General features: G+C 67.9%; 16 protein-coding genes. 12 read left to right on the top strand and 4 right to left on the bottom strand.

Annotated features, from left to right (window positions below):
- Positions 1–256 precede the first annotated feature (256 nt).
- From ACODRZ_RS15830 to ACODRZ_RS15840, 3 genes are read left to right on the top strand one after another with little or no spacing between them, the layout of a single operon-like run.
- Entirely contained in the window at positions 257–943 is a 687-nt protein-coding gene (locus ACODRZ_RS15830; RefSeq protein WP_008829602.1) for a response regulator transcription factor, read from the top strand.
- A gap of 25 nt (positions 944–968) precedes the next feature.
- Positions 969–2324, top strand: a complete 1356-nt coding sequence (locus ACODRZ_RS15835; RefSeq protein ID WP_488971728.1) for a sensor histidine kinase — start codon at positions 969–971, stop codon at positions 2322–2324.
- A complete protein-coding gene (locus ACODRZ_RS15840) occupies positions 2321–2881 on the top strand; it encodes a hypothetical protein (protein WP_488971727.1) in 561 nt (186 codons plus the stop codon). The genes ACODRZ_RS15835 and ACODRZ_RS15840 overlap by 4 nt, the downstream gene beginning before the upstream one ends.
- Positions 2882–2961: 80 nt before the next feature.
- Here the strand turns inward: ACODRZ_RS15840 and ACODRZ_RS15845 are convergent, their stop codons facing one another.
- Entirely contained in the window at positions 2962–4464 is a 1503-nt protein-coding gene (locus ACODRZ_RS15845) for a UxaA family hydrolase (protein ID WP_488971804.1), read from the bottom strand.
- An 81-nt stretch (positions 4465–4545) separates the two neighbouring features.
- Between ACODRZ_RS15845 and uxaC the strand changes: the two genes are divergently transcribed.
- Both uxaC and ACODRZ_RS15855 read left to right on the top strand, forming a co-directional pair.
- Positions 4546–5988, top strand: a complete 1443-nt coding sequence (uxaC, locus tag ACODRZ_RS15850; RefSeq protein WP_488971726.1) for a glucuronate isomerase — start codon at positions 4546–4548, stop codon at positions 5986–5988.
- Positions 5985–7415 carry a mannitol dehydrogenase family protein gene (locus ACODRZ_RS15855; protein ID WP_488971725.1) on the top strand — a complete coding sequence of 477 codons (1431 nt, stop codon included), beginning with the start codon at positions 5985–5987 and terminating at the stop codon, positions 7413–7415. Before uxaC ends, ACODRZ_RS15855 begins: the two co-directional genes overlap by 4 nt.
- Positions 7416–7589: 174 nt before the next feature.
- Here the strand turns inward: ACODRZ_RS15855 and ACODRZ_RS15860 are convergent, their stop codons facing one another.
- Entirely contained in the window at positions 7590–8621 is a 1032-nt protein-coding gene (locus ACODRZ_RS15860) for a LacI family DNA-binding transcriptional regulator (RefSeq protein WP_488971724.1), read from the bottom strand.
- 113 nt (positions 8622–8734) lie between these two features.
- On the opposite strand from ACODRZ_RS15860, the gene ACODRZ_RS15865 reads away from it, so the two are divergent.
- The 6 genes from ACODRZ_RS15865 (at position 8735) to ACODRZ_RS15890 (ending at position 15850) form a co-directional block, all read left to right on the top strand.
- On the top strand, positions 8735–10369 hold the full coding sequence (locus ACODRZ_RS15865; protein ID WP_488971723.1) for a family 43 glycosylhydrolase: 1635 nt from the start codon (positions 8735–8737) through the stop codon (positions 10367–10369).
- A gap of 139 nt (positions 10370–10508) precedes the next feature.
- Positions 10509–11645 carry a fumarylacetoacetate hydrolase family protein gene (locus ACODRZ_RS15870; protein ID WP_488971722.1) on the top strand — a complete coding sequence of 379 codons (1137 nt, stop codon included), beginning with the start codon at positions 10509–10511 and terminating at the stop codon, positions 11643–11645.
- Positions 11646–11777: 132 nt separating this feature from the next.
- The gene (gene xylB, locus ACODRZ_RS15875) at positions 11778–12569 is read left to right on the top strand and encodes a D-xylose 1-dehydrogenase (RefSeq protein ID WP_488971721.1); all 792 of its coding nucleotides are present in this window, start codon (positions 11778–11780) and stop codon (positions 12567–12569) included.
- On the top strand, positions 12553–13443 hold the full coding sequence (locus ACODRZ_RS15880) for an SMP-30/gluconolactonase/LRE family protein (protein ID WP_488971720.1): 891 nt from the start codon (positions 12553–12555) through the stop codon (positions 13441–13443). The genes xylB and ACODRZ_RS15880 overlap by 17 nt, the downstream gene beginning before the upstream one ends.
- A 134-nt stretch (positions 13444–13577) precedes the next feature.
- Positions 13578–15026: a sugar porter family MFS transporter gene (locus tag ACODRZ_RS15885; protein WP_488971719.1), complete on the top strand. Its 1449-nt coding sequence runs from the start codon at positions 13578–13580 to the stop codon at positions 15024–15026.
- Entirely contained in the window at positions 15023–15850 is an 828-nt protein-coding gene (locus ACODRZ_RS15890) for an aldose 1-epimerase (RefSeq protein ID WP_488971718.1), read from the top strand. The genes ACODRZ_RS15885 and ACODRZ_RS15890 overlap by 4 nt, the downstream gene beginning before the upstream one ends.
- 100 nt (positions 15851–15950) lie before the next feature.
- Here the strand turns inward: ACODRZ_RS15890 and ACODRZ_RS15895 are convergent, their stop codons facing one another.
- Both ACODRZ_RS15895 and ACODRZ_RS15900 read right to left on the bottom strand, forming a co-directional pair.
- Positions 15951–16949 (bottom strand): alpha/beta hydrolase, encoded by a 999-nt coding sequence (locus ACODRZ_RS15895; protein ID WP_488971717.1) that lies wholly within the window; start codon positions 16947–16949, stop codon positions 15951–15953.
- Between the two features lie 76 nt (positions 16950–17025).
- Complete coding sequence (locus tag ACODRZ_RS15900; RefSeq protein ID WP_488971716.1) at positions 17026–19908, bottom strand: TonB-dependent receptor; 2883 nt, start codon at positions 19906–19908, stop codon at positions 17026–17028.
- 287 nt (positions 19909–20195) lie between these two features.
- On the opposite strand from ACODRZ_RS15900, the gene ACODRZ_RS15905 reads away from it, so the two are divergent.
- The gene (locus ACODRZ_RS15905; protein ID WP_488971803.1) at positions 20196–20597 is read left to right on the top strand and encodes a cupin domain-containing protein; all 402 of its coding nucleotides are present in this window, start codon (positions 20196–20198) and stop codon (positions 20595–20597) included.
- The last annotated feature ends 77 nt before the right edge of the window (positions 20598–20674 follow it).

Here is a 20674-nt window from a genome sequence, read left to right on the forward strand (position 1 = left end):
CGAAAGCCCGCGCATCGCGGCCGGGGGACAATGCCATTCGCACCTCGCTTTCCCATCGCGGCACTTGTGTCGTTTCGCATGGTCCCGACCCGTTTCGGAACCGGGCATGCCGTCGTCCCAGTCCCCTTAGGCGGCATCCGGCTCCGTCCAGCCCGGCGGCGGCCGATGGATCGTATCGCGTGGGGAGCCGGGAGGGCCTTCCTCGCGGAAACGATCGGTCGGCCGTCGTCGGCACTTCCCCGAGAACAGGGACAGCATGAGCGGCCTGTCCATCCTCTACATCGAGGACGATTCCCGCGCCGCCTCGCAAGTCGAGGAACTGGCAAGCCTTTCGGGCGACTCGCTGACCTGGTGCGCCACCGGCAACGACGGCCTGAAGCGCGCCGGGGCGGAGCGCTTCGACGTCATCATCCTCGATCGCATGCTGCCCGACCTCGACGGCATCACCATCCTGTCGCGGCTGCGCGAAAGCGGGGTCGGCACGCCGGTCCTGCTGCTCTCCGCGCTCGGCCGCACGACCGACCGCGCCGAAGGGCTGGACGCGGGCGCCGACGACTACCTCGCCAAGCCGTTCGAGGGCGAGGAACTGCTCGCCCGTCTGCGCGCCCTGCACCGCCGCTCCTCGGGGCGCGAACATTCCGCCGTGATCCTCTACGGCGCGTTCGAATGCCACGTGAAGGCGCGCACCGCCTTTCGCGACAACCGCCACCTTGCGCTCAGCCCCAAGGAATTCGAGCTGTTCCGCTACTTCATGGAGAACGCGGGCGAAGTGCTGACGCGCGAGATGCTGCTGCGCGACGTGTGGAAGATGAACTTCGATCCGCAGACCAACGTGGTCGACGTCAACATCGGCCGCCTCCGCCGCAAGCTTGAGGAAGGCTTCGACAAGCCCGCGCTCGAGACGATCTGGGGCTCCGGCTACAGGCTGCTGGACGGGCGGTGAGCGTTTTCACGCGCCGCGTATCCCCATGAAGCGGCTGGCTTTCATCCGCAATTCGATCTTCGCCCAGATCGTCCTCTGGGCGATCGCCACGGCGGCGGTGATCACCTTCGGGCTGTGGCTGCTGACCAATGCCACGATCGAGCGCTCAAACCGGCAGGCGCTGGAACGCGCGGTCGACGTCGATCTTGCGGGCATGGTCGACATCTACGCCAGCGGCGACCGTGACGAACTGGCCAAGCGCATCAAGGACCGCCTCGCCCTGCAGCCGCGCAACGGCGACCCGGCGCATTACCTCCTCGCCGACGCGCGGGGCAAGCGCATCGCCGGGGACCTGACCGAATGGCCGGGCCTGCACGCCGGGATCTCCGAGGCCGCCGACATTCGCATCGAAGGGGGCGAGCGCGCCTTTGCGCGTGCCACCCAGCTCGGCCCGAACCTCAAGTTGCTGGTCGCGCACGAGTATCGTGACCTTTCCATGCTGCTGCGGCAGGTGGCGCTGGTGTTCTTGACCGGCGGTGTGCTGGCAACACTGGCGGTGGCGCTCGGCGGGTGGACCGCCGCGCATCGCCTTGCGGGACGACTGGAGCGGATCAACGCCGCCTTCCGCCAGCCCGACGACGCCGCGCTGGAGGAACTGGCGCGCGGCTCGGCCGGGCACGACGAGATCGACGAACTGGCCGCGCACTCGGGCAACGCCCTCGCCCGCCTCAAGCGCCTCGCCGCCGCCCACCGCGAGACGACCGACCATGTCGCGCACGAGATGCGCACGCCGCTGATGCATCTCGACAACCGGCTGGTGAAGGCGCTGGCTGCCACGCCCGATGCCGAGACCGCCGCGCGCATCGCCGATGCCCGGACCGAGATCCGGGGCATTATCCGCATGCTCGAATCGCTGCTGGACATTGCCGCCAGCGAAGCCCGGCGCGGCGACCGGCACGGCCTCGCCCCGGTGGACCTCAGCGGCCTGGCGGCGCGGCTGGGCGAACTCTACGCCGACAGCGCAGAGGAATCAGGGCATCGCCTGATCCTCGACATAGAGCCCGAAGTCGCCATCCAGGGCGAGGAAATGTCACTCACGCGGCTGATCACCAACCTCCTCGACAACGCCTTCAAGTTCGTGCCGCCCGGTGGTACGGTTCGCCTGACGCTGAGACGGGGGCCGGTGCTGATCGTCAGCGACGACGGACCGGGCATTCCCGAGGACCAGCGCGACCGGATTTTCGAGAAGTTCGCCCGCGGCGGCAGCTCGCTCGGCACCGAGGGCGCAGGCCTTGGCCTCGCGCTGTGCCGTGCAATCGCCGCGCGGCACCATCTTGAGATTTCGCTCGCGCCCGGCGAAAGAGGCGCCTGCTTCACCGTTGCTCCGGAGTTCAGACGATGAGCCCATTGCTGCGCATTCCCGCGATTTTCACTGCTGCCGTGCTGGCGGCGGCGCCTGCGCTCGCTCAGGACGATGCGCCCGACGTCAACGAACGGGTCGCGCTGGCGCTGTCCTCCGCCCAGAGCGCGCAGGGCCGGGCCGACAACGAGGGGCTGGCCCGCGCGCTCGGCGTGATCGAGCGCGCGGGCGCGCGGCCGCTCGACGGATGGCAGGGAGAGGACCCGGTGCCCGCATGGCGCGCACTGGTCCCGAACGAACAGGCCCCGCTGCGCGGCAGCCCGCTCGGCCCCGGCTACCGGACCGGCAAGGCGCAGCCGGGAACCAGCGACAGCTTCGAGCAGGTGTTCCTCTCCGGCAGGAAGGCGAGCATCGCGCTCTCGACGCCGGGCGATACGCCGGTAACCCTGCAAGTGCTGGACGCCGAGCGCCGCCCGGTCTGCACCACCGCCGACGCGCGCCGCGCCTGCCGCTGGATACCGCTGTTCACCCAGCGCTACGTCATCGAAGTGCGGAACGGGGGCAATCGCACGGCGGAATATTTTCTGGTGGTGGAGTAGGTCCAGGCCCCAGATTCACTCGTTTCGTCATTGCGAGCGAAGCGAAGCAATGACGCGATCAAGATGGGGCGAGCGAGCGCTTACAGCGTAACCCCGCGCTTCCATATCCCGATAGCCCGCTCGTCATTGCTCTCGTTCCGTGCCAGCTCCCCGCTCGCAACCGCGATGATGCGGTCGAGCAGCAGGTCCGCAGCGCCGGTCATACCCTTTTCCAGCACCAGCCCGGCATCGAAATCGATCCAGCCCGGCTTGCGCTCGGCCAGCGCGTGATTGGAGGCGATCTTCATCGTCGGCACCGGGCTGCCGAGCGGCGTCCCGCGTCCGGTCGAGAACAGCGTGATCGTCGCCCCCGCCGCCGCCAGCGCGGTGGTGGAGACGGCATCGTTGCCTGGCGCTTCGAGCACCGTAAGGCCAGTCGTGGAAATCCGCTCGCCATAGCCGATCACGTCGCAGACCGGGGCAAGACCGCCCTTCTGCACCGCGCCCAGCGACTTCTCCTCCAGCGTGGTGATGCCGCCCGCGATGTTGCCGGGGCTGGGGTTCTCGGAAACCGGCTCGCCGTTCTCGATGAAGTAGCGCTTGAAGGAATTGACGAGGCCCGAGAGCTTGTCGAACACCTCTTCGCTGGTGGCGCGTTCGAGCAGCAGGTTCTCGGCGCCGAAAATCTCAGGGATTTCGGTGAGGATCGCCGCGCCGCCCGCATCGGTGACGGCATCGGCCATGAGCCCGATCAGCGGATTGGCGGTGAGCCCGCTCATCGCGTCCGAGCCGCCGCACTTCACGCCCAGCCGCAGCTTCGAGAGCGGCACGTCCTCGCGCCGATCCCCGGCCATCAACCCCAGCAGTTCGTCGATCAGCGCCTCTCCGGCGGCGAACTCGTCGCTCTCCGACTGGGCGCGCAATACCCGCAGACGGTCGCGGCGGTCCTCCGGAATGCGCTTGAGCAGTTCTTCCAGCTGGTTCGATTCGCAGCCGAGGCCCAGCAGCAGCACACCGCCCGCATTGGGGTTGAGCGCCAGCGAGGCGATCACCGCCGCCGTTCCGTCAAGGTCCGCCCCCAGCTGCGAGCAGCCGAACGGGTGGTTGAAGGCATGGACGCCATCGACGTTCGCGGGCGCCCGCAGATTACCCTTCGCCGCCAGCCGCTCGCCGAGGCGGCCGACGCAGCCGACCGTGGGCAGGATCCACAATTCGTTGCGCGTGCCAACGCTGCCGTCCGGCCGCACATAGCCCCGGAAGCTGCGCGAGGACTGCGCTACGTGTTCCTCCGCCCGAACACCGGAAAAGGCGTAGGCATTCTCGCCCGAAAGCGCAGTGCGGACGTTGTGGACATGGACATGCTCGCCCACCGCGATGTCGCGGGTGGCGAGGCCGATCGGCGCACGATAGCGGCGCACCGGCGCGCCCTCGGCGATCGGCATGACGGCGAACTTGTGGCCCGCCGGAATCGCATCGCGCAAGTGGATCGCCTGCCCGTCCACCACGACCTCGGCGCCTGCCTCAAGCGGCTCCAGCGCGACGGCGACGTGATCCTCGGCGGAAATCCGCATCACGGTGACGGGTTTGGAAAGCGTTTCGACCATGGCCCGCCGATACAGCATTGCCAGCGCTGGCACAACTCGGTAATCGAGCCGCAAACGCACTCTCCCCGAGGAGTCCCAAGGATGCCCAAGCTCTCGCTGCACCCCGACCGCCTGCTGCCGGCCGACCCGACGACGCGCGCCATCGCCCGCGAACTCTATGCCGAAATCGCCGGCCTGCCGATCGTCAGCCCGCACGGCCACACCGACCCGGAATGGTTCGCCACCGACGCGGCCTGGACCAACGCGACCGAGCTGCTCCTCGCGCCCGACCACTACCTGTTCCGCATGCTCTATTCGCAAGGCATCGATCTCGACGCGCTGGCGGTGCCCCGTAAAGGCGGCGTGATGCCCGCCACCGACCCGCGCGAGGCCTGGCGCCTGTTCGCCGCGAACTGGAAGCTGTTCCGTGGCACCCCGTCGAGCATGTGGCTGCCCCACGTCTTCGGCGAAGTCTTCGGCATCGACGTGGCGCTGGATGAGAGCACCGCCGACTTCTACTACGACACTATCGGCGAGGCCCTCGCCTCCCCCGCCTTCCGCCCGCGTGCGCTGTTCGAGCGGTTCAACATCGAACTGCTCGCCACCACCGAGGGCGCGGGCGACGATCTGAAGCACCACAAGGCGATTCAGGCATCGGGCTGGCAGGGCAAGGTCGTCACCACCTATCGCCCCGACTCGGTAATCGACCCCGAGCATGACAGCTTCGCGCGCGACATCGTGCGCTTCGCCGACCTGTCCGGCGAGAACGTCGAGAGCTGGACCGGGTACCTTGCCGCGCACCGCAAGCGCCGTGCCGACTTCCGCGCGATGGGCGCGACGGCGACCGACCACGGCTTCGTCACTGCCCGCACCGCCAACCTCTCGACGCTGGAATGCGAGGCGCTGTTCGCCAAGGTCATGGGCGGGAAAGCCGACGCCGACGAGGCCGAGCTGTTCCGCGCCCAGATGCTCACCGAAATGGCGCGCATGAGCGTGGAGGACGGCATGACCATGCAGATCCATCCCGGCTCCACCCGCAACCACAACGCCCGCCTCTTCGCCAGCCACGGCCGCGACAAGGGCGCCGACATTCCGCGCGCCACCGAGTACGTCGAGGCGCTGCGCCCGATGCTCGACCTGTTCGGCAACGAGCCGGACCTCAAGGTCATCCTCTTCACGCTGGACGAGACGACTTACGCCCGCGAACTCGCGCCGCTGGCGGGGCACTATCCGTGCCTCAAGCTTGGCCCGGCATGGTGGTTCCACGACAGCCCGGAAGGCATGCGCCGCTTCCGCGAGATGACCACCGAGACGGCGGGCTTCTACAACACCGTGGGCTTCAACGACGACACCCGCGCCTTCCTGTCGATCCCGGCGCGGCACGACGTCGCGCGGCGGATCGACTGCGGCTTCCTCGCCCGCCTCGTCGCCGAGCACCGCATGGAGGACTGGGAGGCTGCCGAACTCGCCCACGAACTGACCGTCGGGCTGGTGCGCAAGGCCTACGGCCTCGAAGCGCCCGCGCGCGAGGTGGAACCGGCATGACCCGTCTTTCGAACAGCACCCTTTCCGCCCTCCCCGCAGACGTAGTCCGGCCGCAGTACGACCGTTCGGCGGTGAAGCGGGGCGTCGTCCACTTCGGGCCGGGCGCGTTCCACCGCGCGCATCAGGCGGCCGCCTTCGACACGCTGCTGGCGCAGGACCCGCGCTGGGGACTGACCGGCGTGAGCCTCAATTCGCGCGGCGTGGCCGATGCGCTGAACCCGCAGGACGGGCTCTATACGCTGGCCCTGCTGGACACCGAGGTCGCGTATCGCGTGATCGGCGCCATCGGCGGCGTTCTCACCAAGGATGATCCGGCCGCGATCCTCGGCGCGCTGACTCATGCGGACACCCGCATCGTCAGTTCCACCGTGACCGAAAAGGGCTACTGCCTCGGCGCGGACGGAGCGCTGGATTTCGCGAATCCGGCCATCAAGGCGGACCTCGATGCCTCGCGGTCCGGAGACTGGACGCCGGGCTCGTTCACCGGCTGGCTGGTGCGCGGGCTTCAGGCGCGCCGTCTTGCCGGGCTGCCCGGCGTGACGGTCCTATGCTGCGACAACCTCACCGACAACGGCCGCAAGCTGGAGGCCGCGACGATCGCGCTGGCCGAGGCGATCGATCCCGACACCGCCCGCTGGATCGCCGACCATGTCGCGTTCCCGAATGCGATGGTGGACTCGATCACCCCCGCCACCGACGATGCCCTGCGCGCCCGCATCGCGGCCGCCACCGGGCTGGAAGACGCCTGGCCGATCCAGCGCGAACGGTTCACCCAGTGGGTGATCGAGGATCGCTTCGCCGGAGAGCGACCGGCGCTCGATCTCGCAGGCGTGACGTTCGCCAGCGAAGTGCGCCCGTTCGAGAAGGCCAAGCTGCGCCTGCTCAACGGCGCGCATTCGTCGCTCGCCTATATCGGCCTTGGTCGCGGGCTGGAGACGGTCGGCGAGGCGATGGCCGACAGTGAACTCGCCGCTTTCGCCGAACGCCTGATGCGCGAGGACATCGCACCGTCGATCGCTCCCCCTCCCGGGCTGGACCTTGGCGGCTACATCTCCGACGTGCTGGCGCGCTTCCGCAATCCCGAGATCCGGCACCTGCTGTCGCAGATCGCCTGGGACGGGTCGCAGAAGCTGCCCTATCGCCTGCTCGACACCACGCGCGAGGCGCTGGCGGCCGGGCGCCCGGTCGAGCGGCTGGCGCTGCCGATCGCGGCATGGCTGCGCTTCCTTGCAGGCGCGGCGCGGGACGGGCGCACGATCACCGATCCCCTCGCCGCCCCGCTGCTGGAGCGTGCGGGTGACTGGCGCAGCGTTCTGGCCATGCGCGAGGTGTTCGGCGATCTGGCCACCGACGCGCGCTTCGTCGGCGCGGTGGAAGCCGGGCTGGCAGCGCTGGACGGGGGACGGCTGGAGCCGGTGGCGGCGTAAGCCCTCGCATTACAGTTCGTCACCCTGAACTTGTTTCAGGGTCCATCGGGAGGTTTGACATGAGGGGGCGTGTCACCAGCGGCCCCGTCGGTTTGCTGCCCGAAGTTCCGGGCAGGAGGCACCATGGACCCTGAAACAAGTTCAGGGTGGCGAAGCCTTTGAGGCGACGGCCGGTTACTTAGGCGCCGGCCCCGTCGATTCCGCCGGAACCACGCGCAGTTCCACCTCGAACGGCTCCGGCGCCTCGCCGCCCTCGATCCTCGCGATAAGCCGCTCGGCCGCCGCCGCCGCCATGTCTCCGAAGGGCCGCAGCACCGAGGTCAGCGCCGGGCTCAGCATCCGCGTCACCAGGCTGCCGTCGAAGCCCACCACCGACAGCCCCGCAGGCACCGCGATCCCGTGCGCTGCGGCGACTTTCAGCACGCCTGCCGCCATGATGTCATTGGCCGCGAAAATCCCGGTCGGCCGCTCCGCAAGGGCCAGAAGCTGCTCCGCCCCCGCCACGCCCGAGGCGAAGTCGTAGTCGCCCGGCGCTTCGGCCACGCTGGCTCCGGCGCGCGTCGCCTCTTCGATGAAGCCCGCCCGGCGCTCCATGGCTGAGGCCGTATCGGCGGGACCGTTGACGATGCCCAGCCGCCGGTGCCCCAGATCGAGCAGGTGCCGCGCAACTTGCGCGCCCGCGCTGCGCTCCTCGCTGACGATGACGTCGGCAAAGCCCGCGATCGGCACCGAGGACAGCGCCGCCACCGGCACTTGCGCCTCCGCCAGCGCCTCGGCCAGCCCCGGCACGCCCGAGACCGGCGGCAGGATCACCAGTCCGTCCACGCGCGACCGCTCGACGAAGCCCAGCACGTCGCGGATCGCCGCCTCGGCCTCCAGCGGGGTGGGGTGGACGATCACCTCGTAGCCGCGCGGCGCGGTCAGGGCGACGACGCCGCGCTGGATGGAATCGAGCACCAGCGCGTTGCGGTCGTTGTGGATCAGCCCGATCAGGAACGAACGCCGCATCGCCAGCGCCCTTGCCCGCGCGCTCGGCCGGAAGTTGAGCGCGGCGATCGCGGCCTCGATCCGCTGGCGGGTCTCGGCATTCACCTTGGGCGACTTGTTCAGCACGCGCGAGACCGTGCGGATCGACACCCCGGCGGCAGCGGCCACGTCTTCGATGGTGGGGTCGCCGTCGCGGGCTCTTGCAGGGATTTCGTGCATCTGCAGGCTTGTATGGCCTGCGCCGACACGATCAAGCGTTCCTGCGATTTTCGTTGACACTTGCCCTACAAATGATAGCGCTAGCATAAATCAGACCAGAACCGGAGAGAGGCATGAAGTTCGACCGCCGAGAGGCCCTGACCGCAGCGCTGGGCGCAGCCGGCGGCGCGGCATCGCTGACGGCGATGGCGGGCAGCGCCAGCGCAGCCACGGCCGCCGCATCCGCGCCTGCGAAGCCCGCCTCGAACAGTGCCTCGAAGTACCGGCGCGGCTTCGACGACCAGCGCATCCCGGACCAGGGCAACGGCACCTATCTCAACCCGCTAATGGCGGGCGACCATCCCGACCCGACGATCGTGCGCGACGGGAAGGACTATTACATGACCTTCTCGACCTTCGATTCCTATCCGGGTCTGGTCGTGTGGCATTCGGCGGACCTCATCAACTGGCGGCCCCTCACCGCCGCGCTGACGAAGAACCTAGGCTCGGTCTGGGCGCCGGACATCAGCAAGCACGGCGGCCGCTTCTTCATCTACTTCACCGTCAAGGCCACGCCCAACGCACAGTACGTAGTCTGGGCCGACAAGGCCGAAGGCCCGTGGAGCGAACCCGTCAGCCTCGGCCTGCCCGACCATATCGACCCCGGCCACGCGGTCGGCGAGGACGGGTCGCGCTGGCTGTTCCTTTCGGGCGGCGACCGCATCCGGCTGGCCGAGGACGGCCTCTCGACCGTCGGCGCGGTAGAGCACGTCTACGACCCCTGGCATTACCCGGAGGACTGGGACGTCGAGGGATTCTCCCCCGAAGGCCCCAAGATCGTGCGGCGCGGCGAATACTTCTACCTCGTGACCGCCGTGGGCGGCACCGCCGGTCCGCCCACCGGACACATGGTGATCGCCGCGCGCTCGAAGTCGATCCACGGCCCCTGGGAGAACTGCCCGCACAACCCGATCGTGCGCACCACCGACTTGTCCGAAGCCTGGTGGTCGCGCGGACACGCCACTTTGTTCGAGGGGCCTGCCGGGGACTGGTGGTCGGTCTACCACGGCTTCGAGAAGGATTTCTGGACGCTCGGCCGCCAGACCCTGCTCGACCCCGTCAGCTGGACCGCCGACGGTTGGTTCCGCATGGAAGGCGGCGATCTGTCGAAGCCGATCCGCGCGCCCAAAGGCGGCCGCAAGGCCGGTCCGCACGGGATGCCGTTGTCGGACGATTTCTCGACGCTGGAGATCGGGCGGCGCTGGAACTTCTTCAAGCCCTCGCCGACCGAGCGCGACCGCGCGCGGGTGGCAAACAACACGCTGCACCTGACCGCCACCGGCAAGGCCCCGGTCGATTCCTCGCCGCTGCTGCTGATCGCGGGCGACCAGGCTTACGAATTCAGTTGCGAGATCGACATCGACCCCGGCGTCACCGCTGGCCTGCTGCTGTTCTACGACCAGCAACTCTACTGCGGACTGGGCTTCGACGCGGCCAAGTTCGTAACGCACCAGTACGGCATCGAGCGCGGGCGCCCGGCCAACTACCACGGCCGCAAGATGCTGATGCGGGTGCGCAATGACCGCCACATCGTCGCCTTCCACACCAGCGGCGACGGCGGGAAGACGTGGAAGCGCTTCGACCGGGGCATGGAAGTCTCCGGCTATCACCACAATGTGCGCGGCGGCTTCCTGATGCTGCGACCGGGGCTCTACTCGGCCGGACAGGGCGAGGCACGCTTCAGCAATTTCAAGTTCCGCGCACTGTGAGCGGACGCGGGGGCTTCGACAGGCTCAGCCTGAGCGGGAATGGGGGATCGCTCTCAAATCCGCTCAGGCTGAGCCTGTCGAAGCCCCCTCGGACACGCACGACTTAAAGATAGCTACCCCGACGTAAAGGACAAACGGCATGACCTCGCTCGATATGCTCCCCGCCGACTGGAAGGACGGCCTGTTCCTCGGCCGCCTCGACCTTGGTGAAGGGCCGACGCCGGTGCTGCTGAGCGGCGGCGCGGTCTACGATATGAGCGGCGCCGCGCCGACCGTCGCCGACCTCGTCGATGCGGGCGCCTTCGATCCCGCGCAGGGCAAGGCCCTTGGCGCCGCCGAGGACGTGCTGGCGAGCGCCACCCTGCTCAGCCCGATCGACCTGCAGTGCGTGAAGGCAGCGGGCGTGACGTTCGCCGTTTCCGCGCTGGAGCGCGTGATCGAGGAACGCGCGCGCGGCGATGCCGACAAGGCGCAGGCGGTGCGCGGCGGGCTGGAGGAGCGCATCGGCGGCTCGATCCGCTCGGTCGTGCCCGGCAGCCCGGAGGCGGCAGCGCTCAAGGCGGCGCTGATCGAGGACGGCATGTGGTCGCAGTATCTCGAAGTCGCGATCGGGCCGGACGCGGAAGTCTTCACCAAGTCGCCGGTGCTCTCCACCGTGGGATCGGGTGCCACGATCGGCGTGCGCTCGGATTCGGACTGGAACAACCCGGAACCGGAGATCGTCCTGCTCTCCGACGCGCGCGGCAGGGCCGTGGGCGCGACGCTGGGCAACGACGTCAACTTGCGCGATTTCGAGGGCCGCTCGGCGCTGCTGCTCGGCAAGGCGAAGGACAACAACGCCAGCTGCTCGATCGGCCCGTTCGTGCGCCTGTTCGACACGGGCTACACCGTCGCCGATGTAGAGAACGCGCAGGTTCTGCTGCGCATCGAGGGGCCGGAAGGTTTCCTCCTCGAAGGCGAGAGCCGCATGTCGGAAATCAGCCGCCCGCCGCTGGAGCTGCTGCGCCAGTGCTTTTCCGAGCACCAGTACCCGGACGGCGTCGTGCTGTTCCTCGGCACGCTGTTTGCACCGACGCAGGACCGCGATGCGCCGGGACGCGGCTTCACGCACAAGGTCGGCGACGTGGTGACGATCTCCAGCGACCGCCTCGGCACGCTGGTCAACACCGTCGCCACCTCGCGCGATGCCCCTGCCTGGGAGACCGGAATTTCCGCGCTCTACCGCAACCTCGCCGCGCGCGGACTGATCGGCGCAAAGGCCGACGCGCTTGCCTGAACCTCTCTCCCCGTCATTGCGAGGCAGTGCAAACCGCCCGGGATGGCTTCGCTTCGCTCGCAATGACGAACGGGGTTTGCGGCCGGGGCGCATCTCTCCCGCTTACGAATACCTGCATTTCGAAGGACTGCCATGTTGACCACCACGACGCCCTCCCCCACCGCGCAGGTCGCGCGCTTTCCCTCGCTCGCGGGCAAGGGGGTGTTCGTCTCGGGCGGCGGCTCGGGCATAGGCGCCGCGCTGGTCGAGGCTTTTGCGCGCCAGGGGGCGAAAGTATCCTTCGTCGACATCGCCGCCGAACCTTCCGAAGCGCTGGTGGCAAGCCTTGACGGCACGGTGGACTTCACGCCGCGCTTCGTGGCGGGTGACCTCAAGGACCTCGACTTCGTGAAGTCCGAGATCGCGGCGGCGCACGCGGCGCTGGGCGGGCTCGACGTCCTCGTCAACAACGCCGCCAACGACGACCGCCACGCCATCGCCGACGTCACGCCGGAATACTGGGACGAGCGCATGGCGGTGAACCTGCGCCACCTGTTCTTCGCCGCGCAGGCCGCCGTACCCTTCATGGAAGCGGCGGGCGGCGGCGTGATCCTGAACTTCGGGTCGATCAGCTGGCACCTCGCGCTCGACCAGCTCTCGCTCTACCAGACCGCCAAGGCCGCGATCGAGGGCATGACCCGCGCGATGGCCCGCGAACTGGGCGAGCGCAACATTCGCGTCTGCGCGATCGTGCCCGGCAACGTCCAGACACCGCGGCAGGAGAAGTGGTACACCCCCGAAGGCGAGCGCGAGATCCTTGACGCGCAGTGCCTCAAGTCCCGCGTCCAGCCCGCCGACGTCGCGGCGCTGGCGCTGTTCCTCGCCTCCGACGATGCGCGGATGTGCACGGGGCACGAGTATTTCGTCGATGCCGGCTGGCGCTGAGATGACGCCGCCCATGACTCCTCGAGTCGCCTGCAGGGTCGGCGCGACGCTGGGCGAAGGCCCGGTGTGGGACGCCGCGCGCGAATGTCTGTGGTTCGTCGACATCAAAGGCCACAAGCTTCACCGTTTCGACCCGCCAGGCGGCGTGCTGGACACCATCGATGCGCCGGAGGAGCCCGGCTGGGTGATCCCGCTGGCCGATGGCGCGCTGCTGGTCGGTGCGAAGGCGGGCGTGCACCGTCTCGAGGAGGATGCCTTCGCGCTGCTCCATGCGGTCGAGCCCGACCTGCCCGGCAACCGCCTCAACGACGCCGCCGTCCATCCGGACGGCTCGGTGTGGCTGGGCACCATGGACAATGCCGAGGAAGCGCCGAGCGGCGGCTATTACCGCCTCCACGGCGGCGCCTGCACCGCGCTTTCCCCGCAGCCGATGGTCATCACCAACGGCCCGGCCTTCTCGCCGGACGGTGCCGCCGTCTACTTCGTCGACACGCTGGAACGGGTGATCCTGTCCGCCCGCGTCGGCGCGGACGGACACCCCGGCGAGACGCGGCTCTTCGCGCGCATCCCGGACGGCATGGGCTATCCCGACGGCCCGGTGGTGGACAGTGCGGGCACGGTCTGGGTCGGCCTGTTCGGCGGCTGGGGCGTCGCCCGCTTCACGCCCGATGGCGAATTTCTCGGCCGGGTGGAGTTCCCGGTCGCCAACGTCACCAAGATCGCATTCGGCGGCGCGGACCTTCGCACCGTCTATGCGACAAGCGCGCGCAAAGGGTTGTCAGCAGCCGATCTGGCGGCACAACCCCATGCCGGGGATCTTTTCACCTTCGCGGTGGACGTGCCGGGCCTCCCGGCGGGATACCCCGCGAGCTAGCTTGTGCCGATCACCCGCCCCTCGTCATTGCGGCGTCATGCTCGCAATGACCGGCAGGGATTGGGGCGAATGGAAGGCTTGGTTCTGACGACATGACCAGGCAGACCTGATTTATAAAAAGAGGATGTGAGCGAATGGCGGCGATAGACATGGGCAGCGCGCCCGCTGGCGTGGAGTACGGGGGCAAGGTCAACATGGCCTTCGTCGCCATGATCGTGGCGGTGGCGACGATCGGCGGCTTCATGTTCGGCTACGACAGCGGCGTCATCAACGGCACGCAGGACGGGCTGGAGAGTGCCTTCGACCTCTCCGCGCTGGGCACCGGGCTGAACGTCGGCGCGATCCTGCTGGGCTGCGCGGTGGGCGCCTTCGTGGCGGGCCGCCTCGCCGATGTCTGGGGCCGCCGCAGCGTCATGATGATCGGCGCCGCCCTGTTCGTCGTCAGCGCGCTTGGCGCGGGCGCGGCGACCTCCTCGCTGCTGTTCATCATCGCCCGCTTCATCGGCGGCGTCGGCGTCGGCGCGGCGAGCGTGCTGGCGCCGGTCTACATCAGCGAGGTCACTCCCGCCTCGATCCGCGGACGGCTTTCCAGCCTGCAGCAGATCATGATCATCACCGGCCTGACCGGCGCCTTCGTCGCCAACTGGGCACTGGCGAAGCATGCGGGCTCCAGCACCGACCCACTGTGGCTGGACTTGCCGGCATGGCGCTGGATGTTCTGGATGCAGGTGATCCCGGCCGTGATCTACCTCTTCGCGCTGTTCATGATCCCGGAAAGCCCGCGCTATCTCGTCGCCTGCGGGCGCGAGGCCGAGGCCCAGGCCGTCCTCACCCGCATCTTCGGCGCGGAAACGGCCGCGAAGATGATCGCCGACATCCGCGCGAGCCTCCTCTCCATCGCCGCCGACCACCACCGGCCGAGCTTCGCCGACCTCAGGGATCCCGCAACCGGCCGCCTGCGCAAGCTGGTATGGGCAGGCATCGGGCTTGCCGTGTTCCAGCAGCTCGTCGGCATCAACATCGTGTTCTACTACGGCGCGGTCCTGTGGCAGTCGGTCGGCTTTTCCGAGAGCGACGCGCTGCTCATCAACATCCTCTCGGGCACGCTCTCGATCCTGGCCTGCCTCGTGGCCGTGCTCTTGGTCGACAAACTGGGGCGCAAGCCGCTGCTGCTGGTCGGCTCGGCGGGCATGGCGGTGACGCTGGGGACGATGGCGGTGTGCTTCGCCAGCGGCAGCTTCGCAGGCGGCCACCTGACCCTGTCGGACCAGACCGGTACTGTGGCCTTGATCGCGGCCAACGCCTATGTCGTGTTCTTCAACGTCAGCTGGGGGCCGGTCATGTGGGTGATGCTGGGAGAGATGTTCCCCAACCAGATTCGCGGCTCGGCACTGGCGGTCTCGGGCTTCGCGCAGTGGATCGCCAACTTCGGCATCTCGGTCAGCTTCCCGGCGATGGCCGCCGGGCTCGGCCTGCCGCTGACATATGGATTCTATGCGCTGAGCGCCTTCCTCTCGTTCTTCTTCGTGCGCGCGATGGTCACCGAGACGCGCGGCCGCACGCTTGAGGAGATGGCGGCTTGATCCAGCTGCATTCGGGCGGCAGCGAAGCGACGCTGCTGCCGCATCTGGGCGGGTCGATCGGTTCGTTCGCGGTCGGCGGCAGGGACATCCTGCGCCCCACCCCGGCGGATGCCGTCAGCCCGCTGGACGCCGCCTGCTTCCCGCTGGTGCCTTACGCCAACCGCATCGCGGACGGACGCTTCACATTTGCGGGAGAGGATTATGCCCTGCCCCGCAATGTCGCGGGCTTCGAGCACCCGATCCATGGCCTCGGCTGGATCATGCCATGGATGGTGCGCGCGGAAGAGGCCGACCGCGCAGTCCTCGCGTGCATACATTCGGCGGATGGGCACTGGCCGTGGGACTGGTCCGCCACCCAGACTTTCGTGCTGGAAGACGGCGCGCTGCGCGTTACGCTGGAGGTGGTCAACCAGTCCGACCGCACCATGCCCTGCGCGCTCGGCCAGCATCCTTACTTCGTGCGCGATCCCGGTGCGCGGGTGACCTTCGCCGCCGATGGTGCGTGGCTCAGCGACGCGCGCTTCATCCCGAGCGAGACCGCGCCCGCCGATGCCTTCGGCGACTTCGCGACCGGAGCGGTGCCCGATCCCGTGGCGCTGACCGACAACTGCTGGTTCGGCTGGCAGGGCGAGGCGCGGCTCGGAACCGTCAGCGTGACTTCGCCCGAGGCCGGCTTCCTGCACCTCTATGCCCCGCCCGGTGAGGACTTCCTGTGCATCGAGCCGACGACGGCGATGCCGAATGCTTTCGCGCACCCGGACGGCGGCATGACGGCGCTGGAGCCGGGTGAGGCGCGGGCTTTGACGATGGTGGTCCAGGCGTAGCGTCTGACCCTTCGACAAGCTCAGGCTGAGCGGAAATAGAGTAAACCTCTCACCACCGCTCAGGCTGAGCCTGTCGAAGCCCCAAGGGCAACGTGCATCGTCACCCGAACCCGACCGTCCGCGCCCAGGCCCGCCACATCTCGGGCCATATCTCGACCGGCTTGCCGATGGCGCGGCGCAGGCCGAAGCCGTGGCCGCCCTGCGCGAAGAAATGCGCCTCGACCGGCACCTTGCGGGCTTTAAGCGCCGCGCGCAGGCGCACGGTGTTCTCCACCGGCACGACGTCGTCGTCCTCGGCATGGACGAGGAAATGCGGCGGCGCATCGGCGGGGACCACGCGGTCGGGCGAATGCGCGGCCTCAAGCTCCGGCGTCGGCGAGGGGCCGAGCAGCAGGCCCCGCGATCCGGCATGGGCGATGGCCGGGTCCATGCTCACCACCGGATAGATCGGCGCGGCGCAGAACGGCTTGGCGGAGAGCTTGTCCGCTTCGTCCACGGGATCGTAGACTTTCGCGGCAAACCGCGCGCCAAGGTCGGCGCAGAGGTGTCCCCCGGCGGAAAAGCCCATCGCCGCGACCCGCTCGGGGTCGATCGCGAAGTCCTTCGCGCGGTGGCGGATCAGGCGCATGGCGCGCTGCGCGTCGGCGAGCGGGGTGTCGGGGCCGCTCGACCAGCCCTCGCCCGGCAGGCGGTAGAACAGGACGAAAGCGGTGAAGCCGCGCGCGGTCAGCCAGCGCGCGATCTCGTAGCCTTCCTTGTCGACCACGATGCGAGCGTAGCCGCCGCCCGGCGTGATCATCACCGCCGCGCCGTTGGGCCGGTCCGGGCGAAACACCACCATGCGCGGGCGGGTGACGCCATGGACCGCGCGGTCGGTGACGAGGGCGTCGGTGGAGCGTTCGTCCACCGTCTCGGTCAGCGGCGCCCTGAGGCGCGCGGGGGCTCCCCTGGGCCACAGGTCGATGGTTTCGGTCGGCTGCGGCAGACCTGGCGGCAGCGCCTTGGAGGCAGCGGGAGGCGGTGTCTGGGCACGGGCCGATGAGGCGAAGCCAGCAGCGGCAAGCGAACCTGCGATCAGGGTTCTGCGATCGAAATCCACACCGGTCTCCCTTGGAAAACAAAAAGGAGCGGGGCCCACGGGCCGGAACCCGTGAACCCCGCGTCAGGGGAGGAGATCAGATCTTCGCGCGCGCGCCGAACAGGATCGTGCGCCCGAAGTGATTGTTCTCGTAATTGCGGTTCGCGTAGATGTCGTTGAAACGATAGCGGTACTCGTCCGTCAGGTTGTTGCCGTCGATCGACAGTTCCAGCCATTCGGTCGCCTTGTAGCGGATCGCCGCATCGACGCTGGTGTACGAACCGTACCCTTCGAAGATGTTGTTGGTCGCGCTGGTGCCGTCCACGAACGGACCGCGATAGCTGACCGAGCCGCGGATGCTGAACTTGCCGTCGTCATAATAGACGGTCGCGTTCCAGGCGCGCTTCGACACGCCGAGCAGGGTATTGGTGTAGGTGTCCGGAACACCGACCAGGGAGCAGGCGGCCGTCACGCGGGTACAGGCTGAAACCGCCGGACCGGTAATCGTGTAGTCGGCCTTGCTCTGGATGAAAGTGGCGTTGCCCTGGAAGCCGGTGTGGCTCAGGATGCCCGGCAGGAAGGTGAAGGGCAGCTGCAGCGCCACTTCCACGCCCTTGAGCGTCGCGCCCTCGCCGTTGACCTGCGCCGACACCACGTATTCCTGATTGGGGTCGTAGTTGATGTAGGCAGGCGTGCTGGTGCCCAGCACATCGCGGCCGAGGCCAAGCTGCGGCAGGGTGGCGGTGTACTGCCCGGCGACCGGGAAGCTCTGGATCTTCTTGATGAAGCCAGCCACCGAAAGCAGTGCCTGCGGGGCGAAATACCATTCGATCGACGCATCGAAATTGGTCGCGCGATAGGGATCGAGGAACGGGTTGCCGAAGTTCACACGGTAGTTGAACCCATCGACCGAGCCGCCTGGATTGAGGTTGCTCAGCGCGGGGCGCGTGATGACCTTGGCGATCGCACCGCGCAGGATCACGTCGTGACGCGGGTAGAACGCAAGGTTCATCGAAGGCAGCCAGTCGTCATAGGTGCGCTGCACGGTCGCGGCGACGCCTGCGGAGTAGCCGGTCGATTTCTGGTCGGTATGGGCATAGCGGATGCCCGCATTGCCGGCATACTCCAGGCCGAAGAGGTCGCCCTTGACGTCGAACTGCAGGTATCCGCCCGAGGTCGTCTCCTGCACCCGGCGATTGTTGCCGAAGTCCTCCTTGGCGGTGCGGCCATAGAGATTGGTGTAGTCTGCGGCGTTCGCGATATCGGCGACGATCCACTGGCTAGTGGTGCCGCCGGGCTGTCCGGCATCGCCCAGGCTCACTAGCTGCGAGATGCCCGAGGTCACCGGCAGGCCGTAGACGCTGGACGAACAGGTCACGGTGCCGAGGATCAGGTCCTGCGTGCCGTTGGCCCCGCATGCGGCGGTATCGCGCATGAACAGCTGGGTCTGGAAGTTGTAGCGCCGCCACACCGCACCGGCCTTGACGGTGAAGCCGTCGGTCAGGTCCCACTCGGTACGCAGCTGCGCGGTCTTGAACTTGTTCTTCACGTAGGACGGGCGATCGCGGATTTCGGCGAGCTGGAAGTTCGCCGGGTCCGTGACGTCCATGCCATAGCTGAGCACCGGCGACTTCATGTCCGAATAGTCGTAGCTGAAGCCGTTGGCGTTCTTGTTGTCGTAGGCGATCGTGGTTTCGACCGGGATGTCGGCGTTCGACTGCGACATGCCGCCCAGCACGGTGAAGCGGAAACTGTCGCTGACGTCCTGGTCCCAGGTCGCGCCGACCTGCCAGAACTCGGTCTCCGACTTGCGCAGGTAGCTTTCGGTGCGGACGTAAGCGTTGTTCAGGGTCGCGCTGACCATGTTGCCGTTGTCGTCGTACACGGGATCGACGACGTCGAAGCGGCGCTCGTTCGAACGGGCGAGCACTTCGAGCCACTGCTCGGCGCGGGTTTCCTTGAACGAGGAATAGAGCCCGTCGATCGAGAACTTGGTCTTGTCGGTGGGTTCGAACTGGATCGAGCCGGTCAGGCCGAGGCGCTTGCGATCATGCTCGACCACGCCGTAGCGCGGGATACGCGGGTGGAACGCGAGGCTGGCGGCGTCGCACGCCGCCGAGGGGCGATAGCCGCCGCCCGAGCTTACCGGCACGCCGCCGGTCGGCCCGACGTCCGAGTAGTAGCAGGGCGTTCCGTCGACCGAATTGAAATAGGCCTGCGCCCAGCGCACCGAGTTGTTGCCGTTCTCGATCGTGTCGGTGTGCGAATAGGCGGCCGAGAGGTTGACGCCGAAGGTGCCCGCATCGTTGCGCCACGACAGCAGCCCGGCCATGCGCGGGCCGACGTTCTTCGACAGGTCGTTGTACGAACCCTGCACGTTGAGCACGCCGGTGAAGCCCGCCTTGCCCGCCAGCGGATTGCCGGTGTTGAGATCGACCACCGCGCCCAGCGAACCTTCGTCGAGGCTGGCTTCGGCGGTCTTGTGGACGACGAGGCTGCTGAACAGCTCCGAGGCGAAAACGTTGAAGTCGAACGAGCGGTCGCGGTTGGCGGAGGCGCCGTCCGAACTGGTCGCGATCGTCTCCAGCCCGTTGACGCGAACGCGGGTGAACTGCGCGCTGAGGCCGCGCACGGTGATCGCGCGGCCTTCGCCGCCGTCCTTCTGGATCGAGATGCCGGGGATGCGCTGGAGCGATTCGGCAAGGTTCTGGTCGGGGAACTTCGCCATGTCCTCGGCCACGACAGCGTCGACCGCCGAGATCGATTCGCGCTTCACGTTGAGCGCGGCCTGCAACGACTGGCGAAAGCCGGTGACGATGATGTCGTTCGCGCTGGCAGTCTCGTCCGCGGGCGCGGCGGCATCCGTCGCTTGCTGCTCTGCGGGCGCGGCATCCTGCGCCATCGCAGCCGACGACACGAGTGCGCTGCCCGCGAACAGGGCAGCCTTCAAAAGCGAAATTCCGGTAACATGCTGGCGCATGACAACATCCCCTCACGACCCCGTCGGGTCAAAAATGATACCGGTGTCAGAAGAAAGCGCGACTGTCGCGCGCGTGGTTCCGGCACCTCTACTCCCGCCCCTTGCGGAGCTTCGCAGGCGACCTCCAAAAATCGCCCCACCCATTCCGAGGATCATCCTTGCGATCCTTGGTAACCGGTGTCATCAATATGTGCAGCAGTGAGGTCGCGGTGTCAAGAACCTCTGGCAAAGGGAGATTCGGCATGAAAAGTGGCAAGGGAAAATCCGGTTTTATCGTTCTTATTCTTATGCTTGCCGCCAACGGACAAGCCGCGGTCGCGGCGCCCGCACCAACGATGGCGGTGATCGACGAGCGCGATACGGTTCGTGATGAGGCCCCTCCACACGGCGCCATCGGCATGAGCACCGCCTATCGCATTTCCGATGCCGCACCTGCCCCGCGCACGATGGAATTCCGCCGCCGCGTGCTTCACAAGGGCGCGGCGATCGGTGAACACCCCATCGCCCATGACGAAGTCTACTACGTGCTCTCGGGCGAGGGCGAAGTGGTGTCCGACGGCAGGCGCGCGAAGCTGATGCCGGGAATGACCGCCTACCTTTATGACGGCGCCGTGGTCGGCATCTGGCAACGGGGAGAAAAACCGCTGTCGCTGGTGATCGCCTATCCCAATCCGCCTGTGAAACCTTGACATTCATAACCAAATAGGTTACAAGCCCCAACATCCGGAGCGGCGCCGTACACGTCGCTCCGGTGTATCGGGTCGGC

It is taken from the genome of Novosphingobium sp. FG90 (assembly GCF_057808725.1).

What these genes read in the sequence shown, in the direction of transcription:
- ACODRZ_RS15830 (WP_008829602.1), top strand. Translation starts at nt 257, where the DNA reads ATGAGCGGCCTGTCCATCCTCTACATCGAGGACGATTCCCGCGCCGCC.
- ACODRZ_RS15835 (WP_488971728.1), top strand. Translation starts at nt 969, where the DNA reads ATGAAGCGGCTGGCTTTCATCCGCAATTCGATCTTCGCCCAGATCGTC.
- ACODRZ_RS15840 (WP_488971727.1), top strand. Translation starts at nt 2,321, where the DNA reads ATGAGCCCATTGCTGCGCATTCCCGCGATTTTCACTGCTGCCGTGCTG.
- ACODRZ_RS15845 (WP_488971804.1), bottom strand. Translation starts at nt 4,464, where the DNA reads ATGGTCGAAACGCTTTCCAAACCCGTCACCGTGATGCGGATTTCCGCC.
- uxaC (WP_488971726.1), top strand. Translation starts at nt 4,546, where the DNA reads ATGCCCAAGCTCTCGCTGCACCCCGACCGCCTGCTGCCGGCCGACCCG.
- ACODRZ_RS15855 (WP_488971725.1), top strand. Translation starts at nt 5,985, where the DNA reads ATGACCCGTCTTTCGAACAGCACCCTTTCCGCCCTCCCCGCAGACGTA.
- ACODRZ_RS15860 (WP_488971724.1), bottom strand. Translation starts at nt 8,621, where the DNA reads ATGCACGAAATCCCTGCAAGAGCCCGCGACGGCGACCCCACCATCGAA.
- ACODRZ_RS15865 (WP_488971723.1), top strand. Translation starts at nt 8,735, where the DNA reads ATGAAGTTCGACCGCCGAGAGGCCCTGACCGCAGCGCTGGGCGCAGCC.
- ACODRZ_RS15870 (WP_488971722.1), top strand. Translation starts at nt 10,509, where the DNA reads ATGACCTCGCTCGATATGCTCCCCGCCGACTGGAAGGACGGCCTGTTC.
- xylB (WP_488971721.1), top strand. Translation starts at nt 11,778, where the DNA reads ATGTTGACCACCACGACGCCCTCCCCCACCGCGCAGGTCGCGCGCTTT.
- ACODRZ_RS15880 (WP_488971720.1), top strand. Translation starts at nt 12,553, where the DNA reads ATGCCGGCTGGCGCTGAGATGACGCCGCCCATGACTCCTCGAGTCGCC.
- ACODRZ_RS15885 (WP_488971719.1), top strand. Translation starts at nt 13,578, where the DNA reads ATGGCGGCGATAGACATGGGCAGCGCGCCCGCTGGCGTGGAGTACGGG.
- ACODRZ_RS15900 (WP_488971716.1), bottom strand. Translation starts at nt 19,908, where the DNA reads ATGCGCCAGCATGTTACCGGAATTTCGCTTTTGAAGGCTGCCCTGTTC.
- ACODRZ_RS15905 (WP_488971803.1), top strand. Translation starts at nt 20,196, where the DNA reads ATGCTTGCCGCCAACGGACAAGCCGCGGTCGCGGCGCCCGCACCAACG.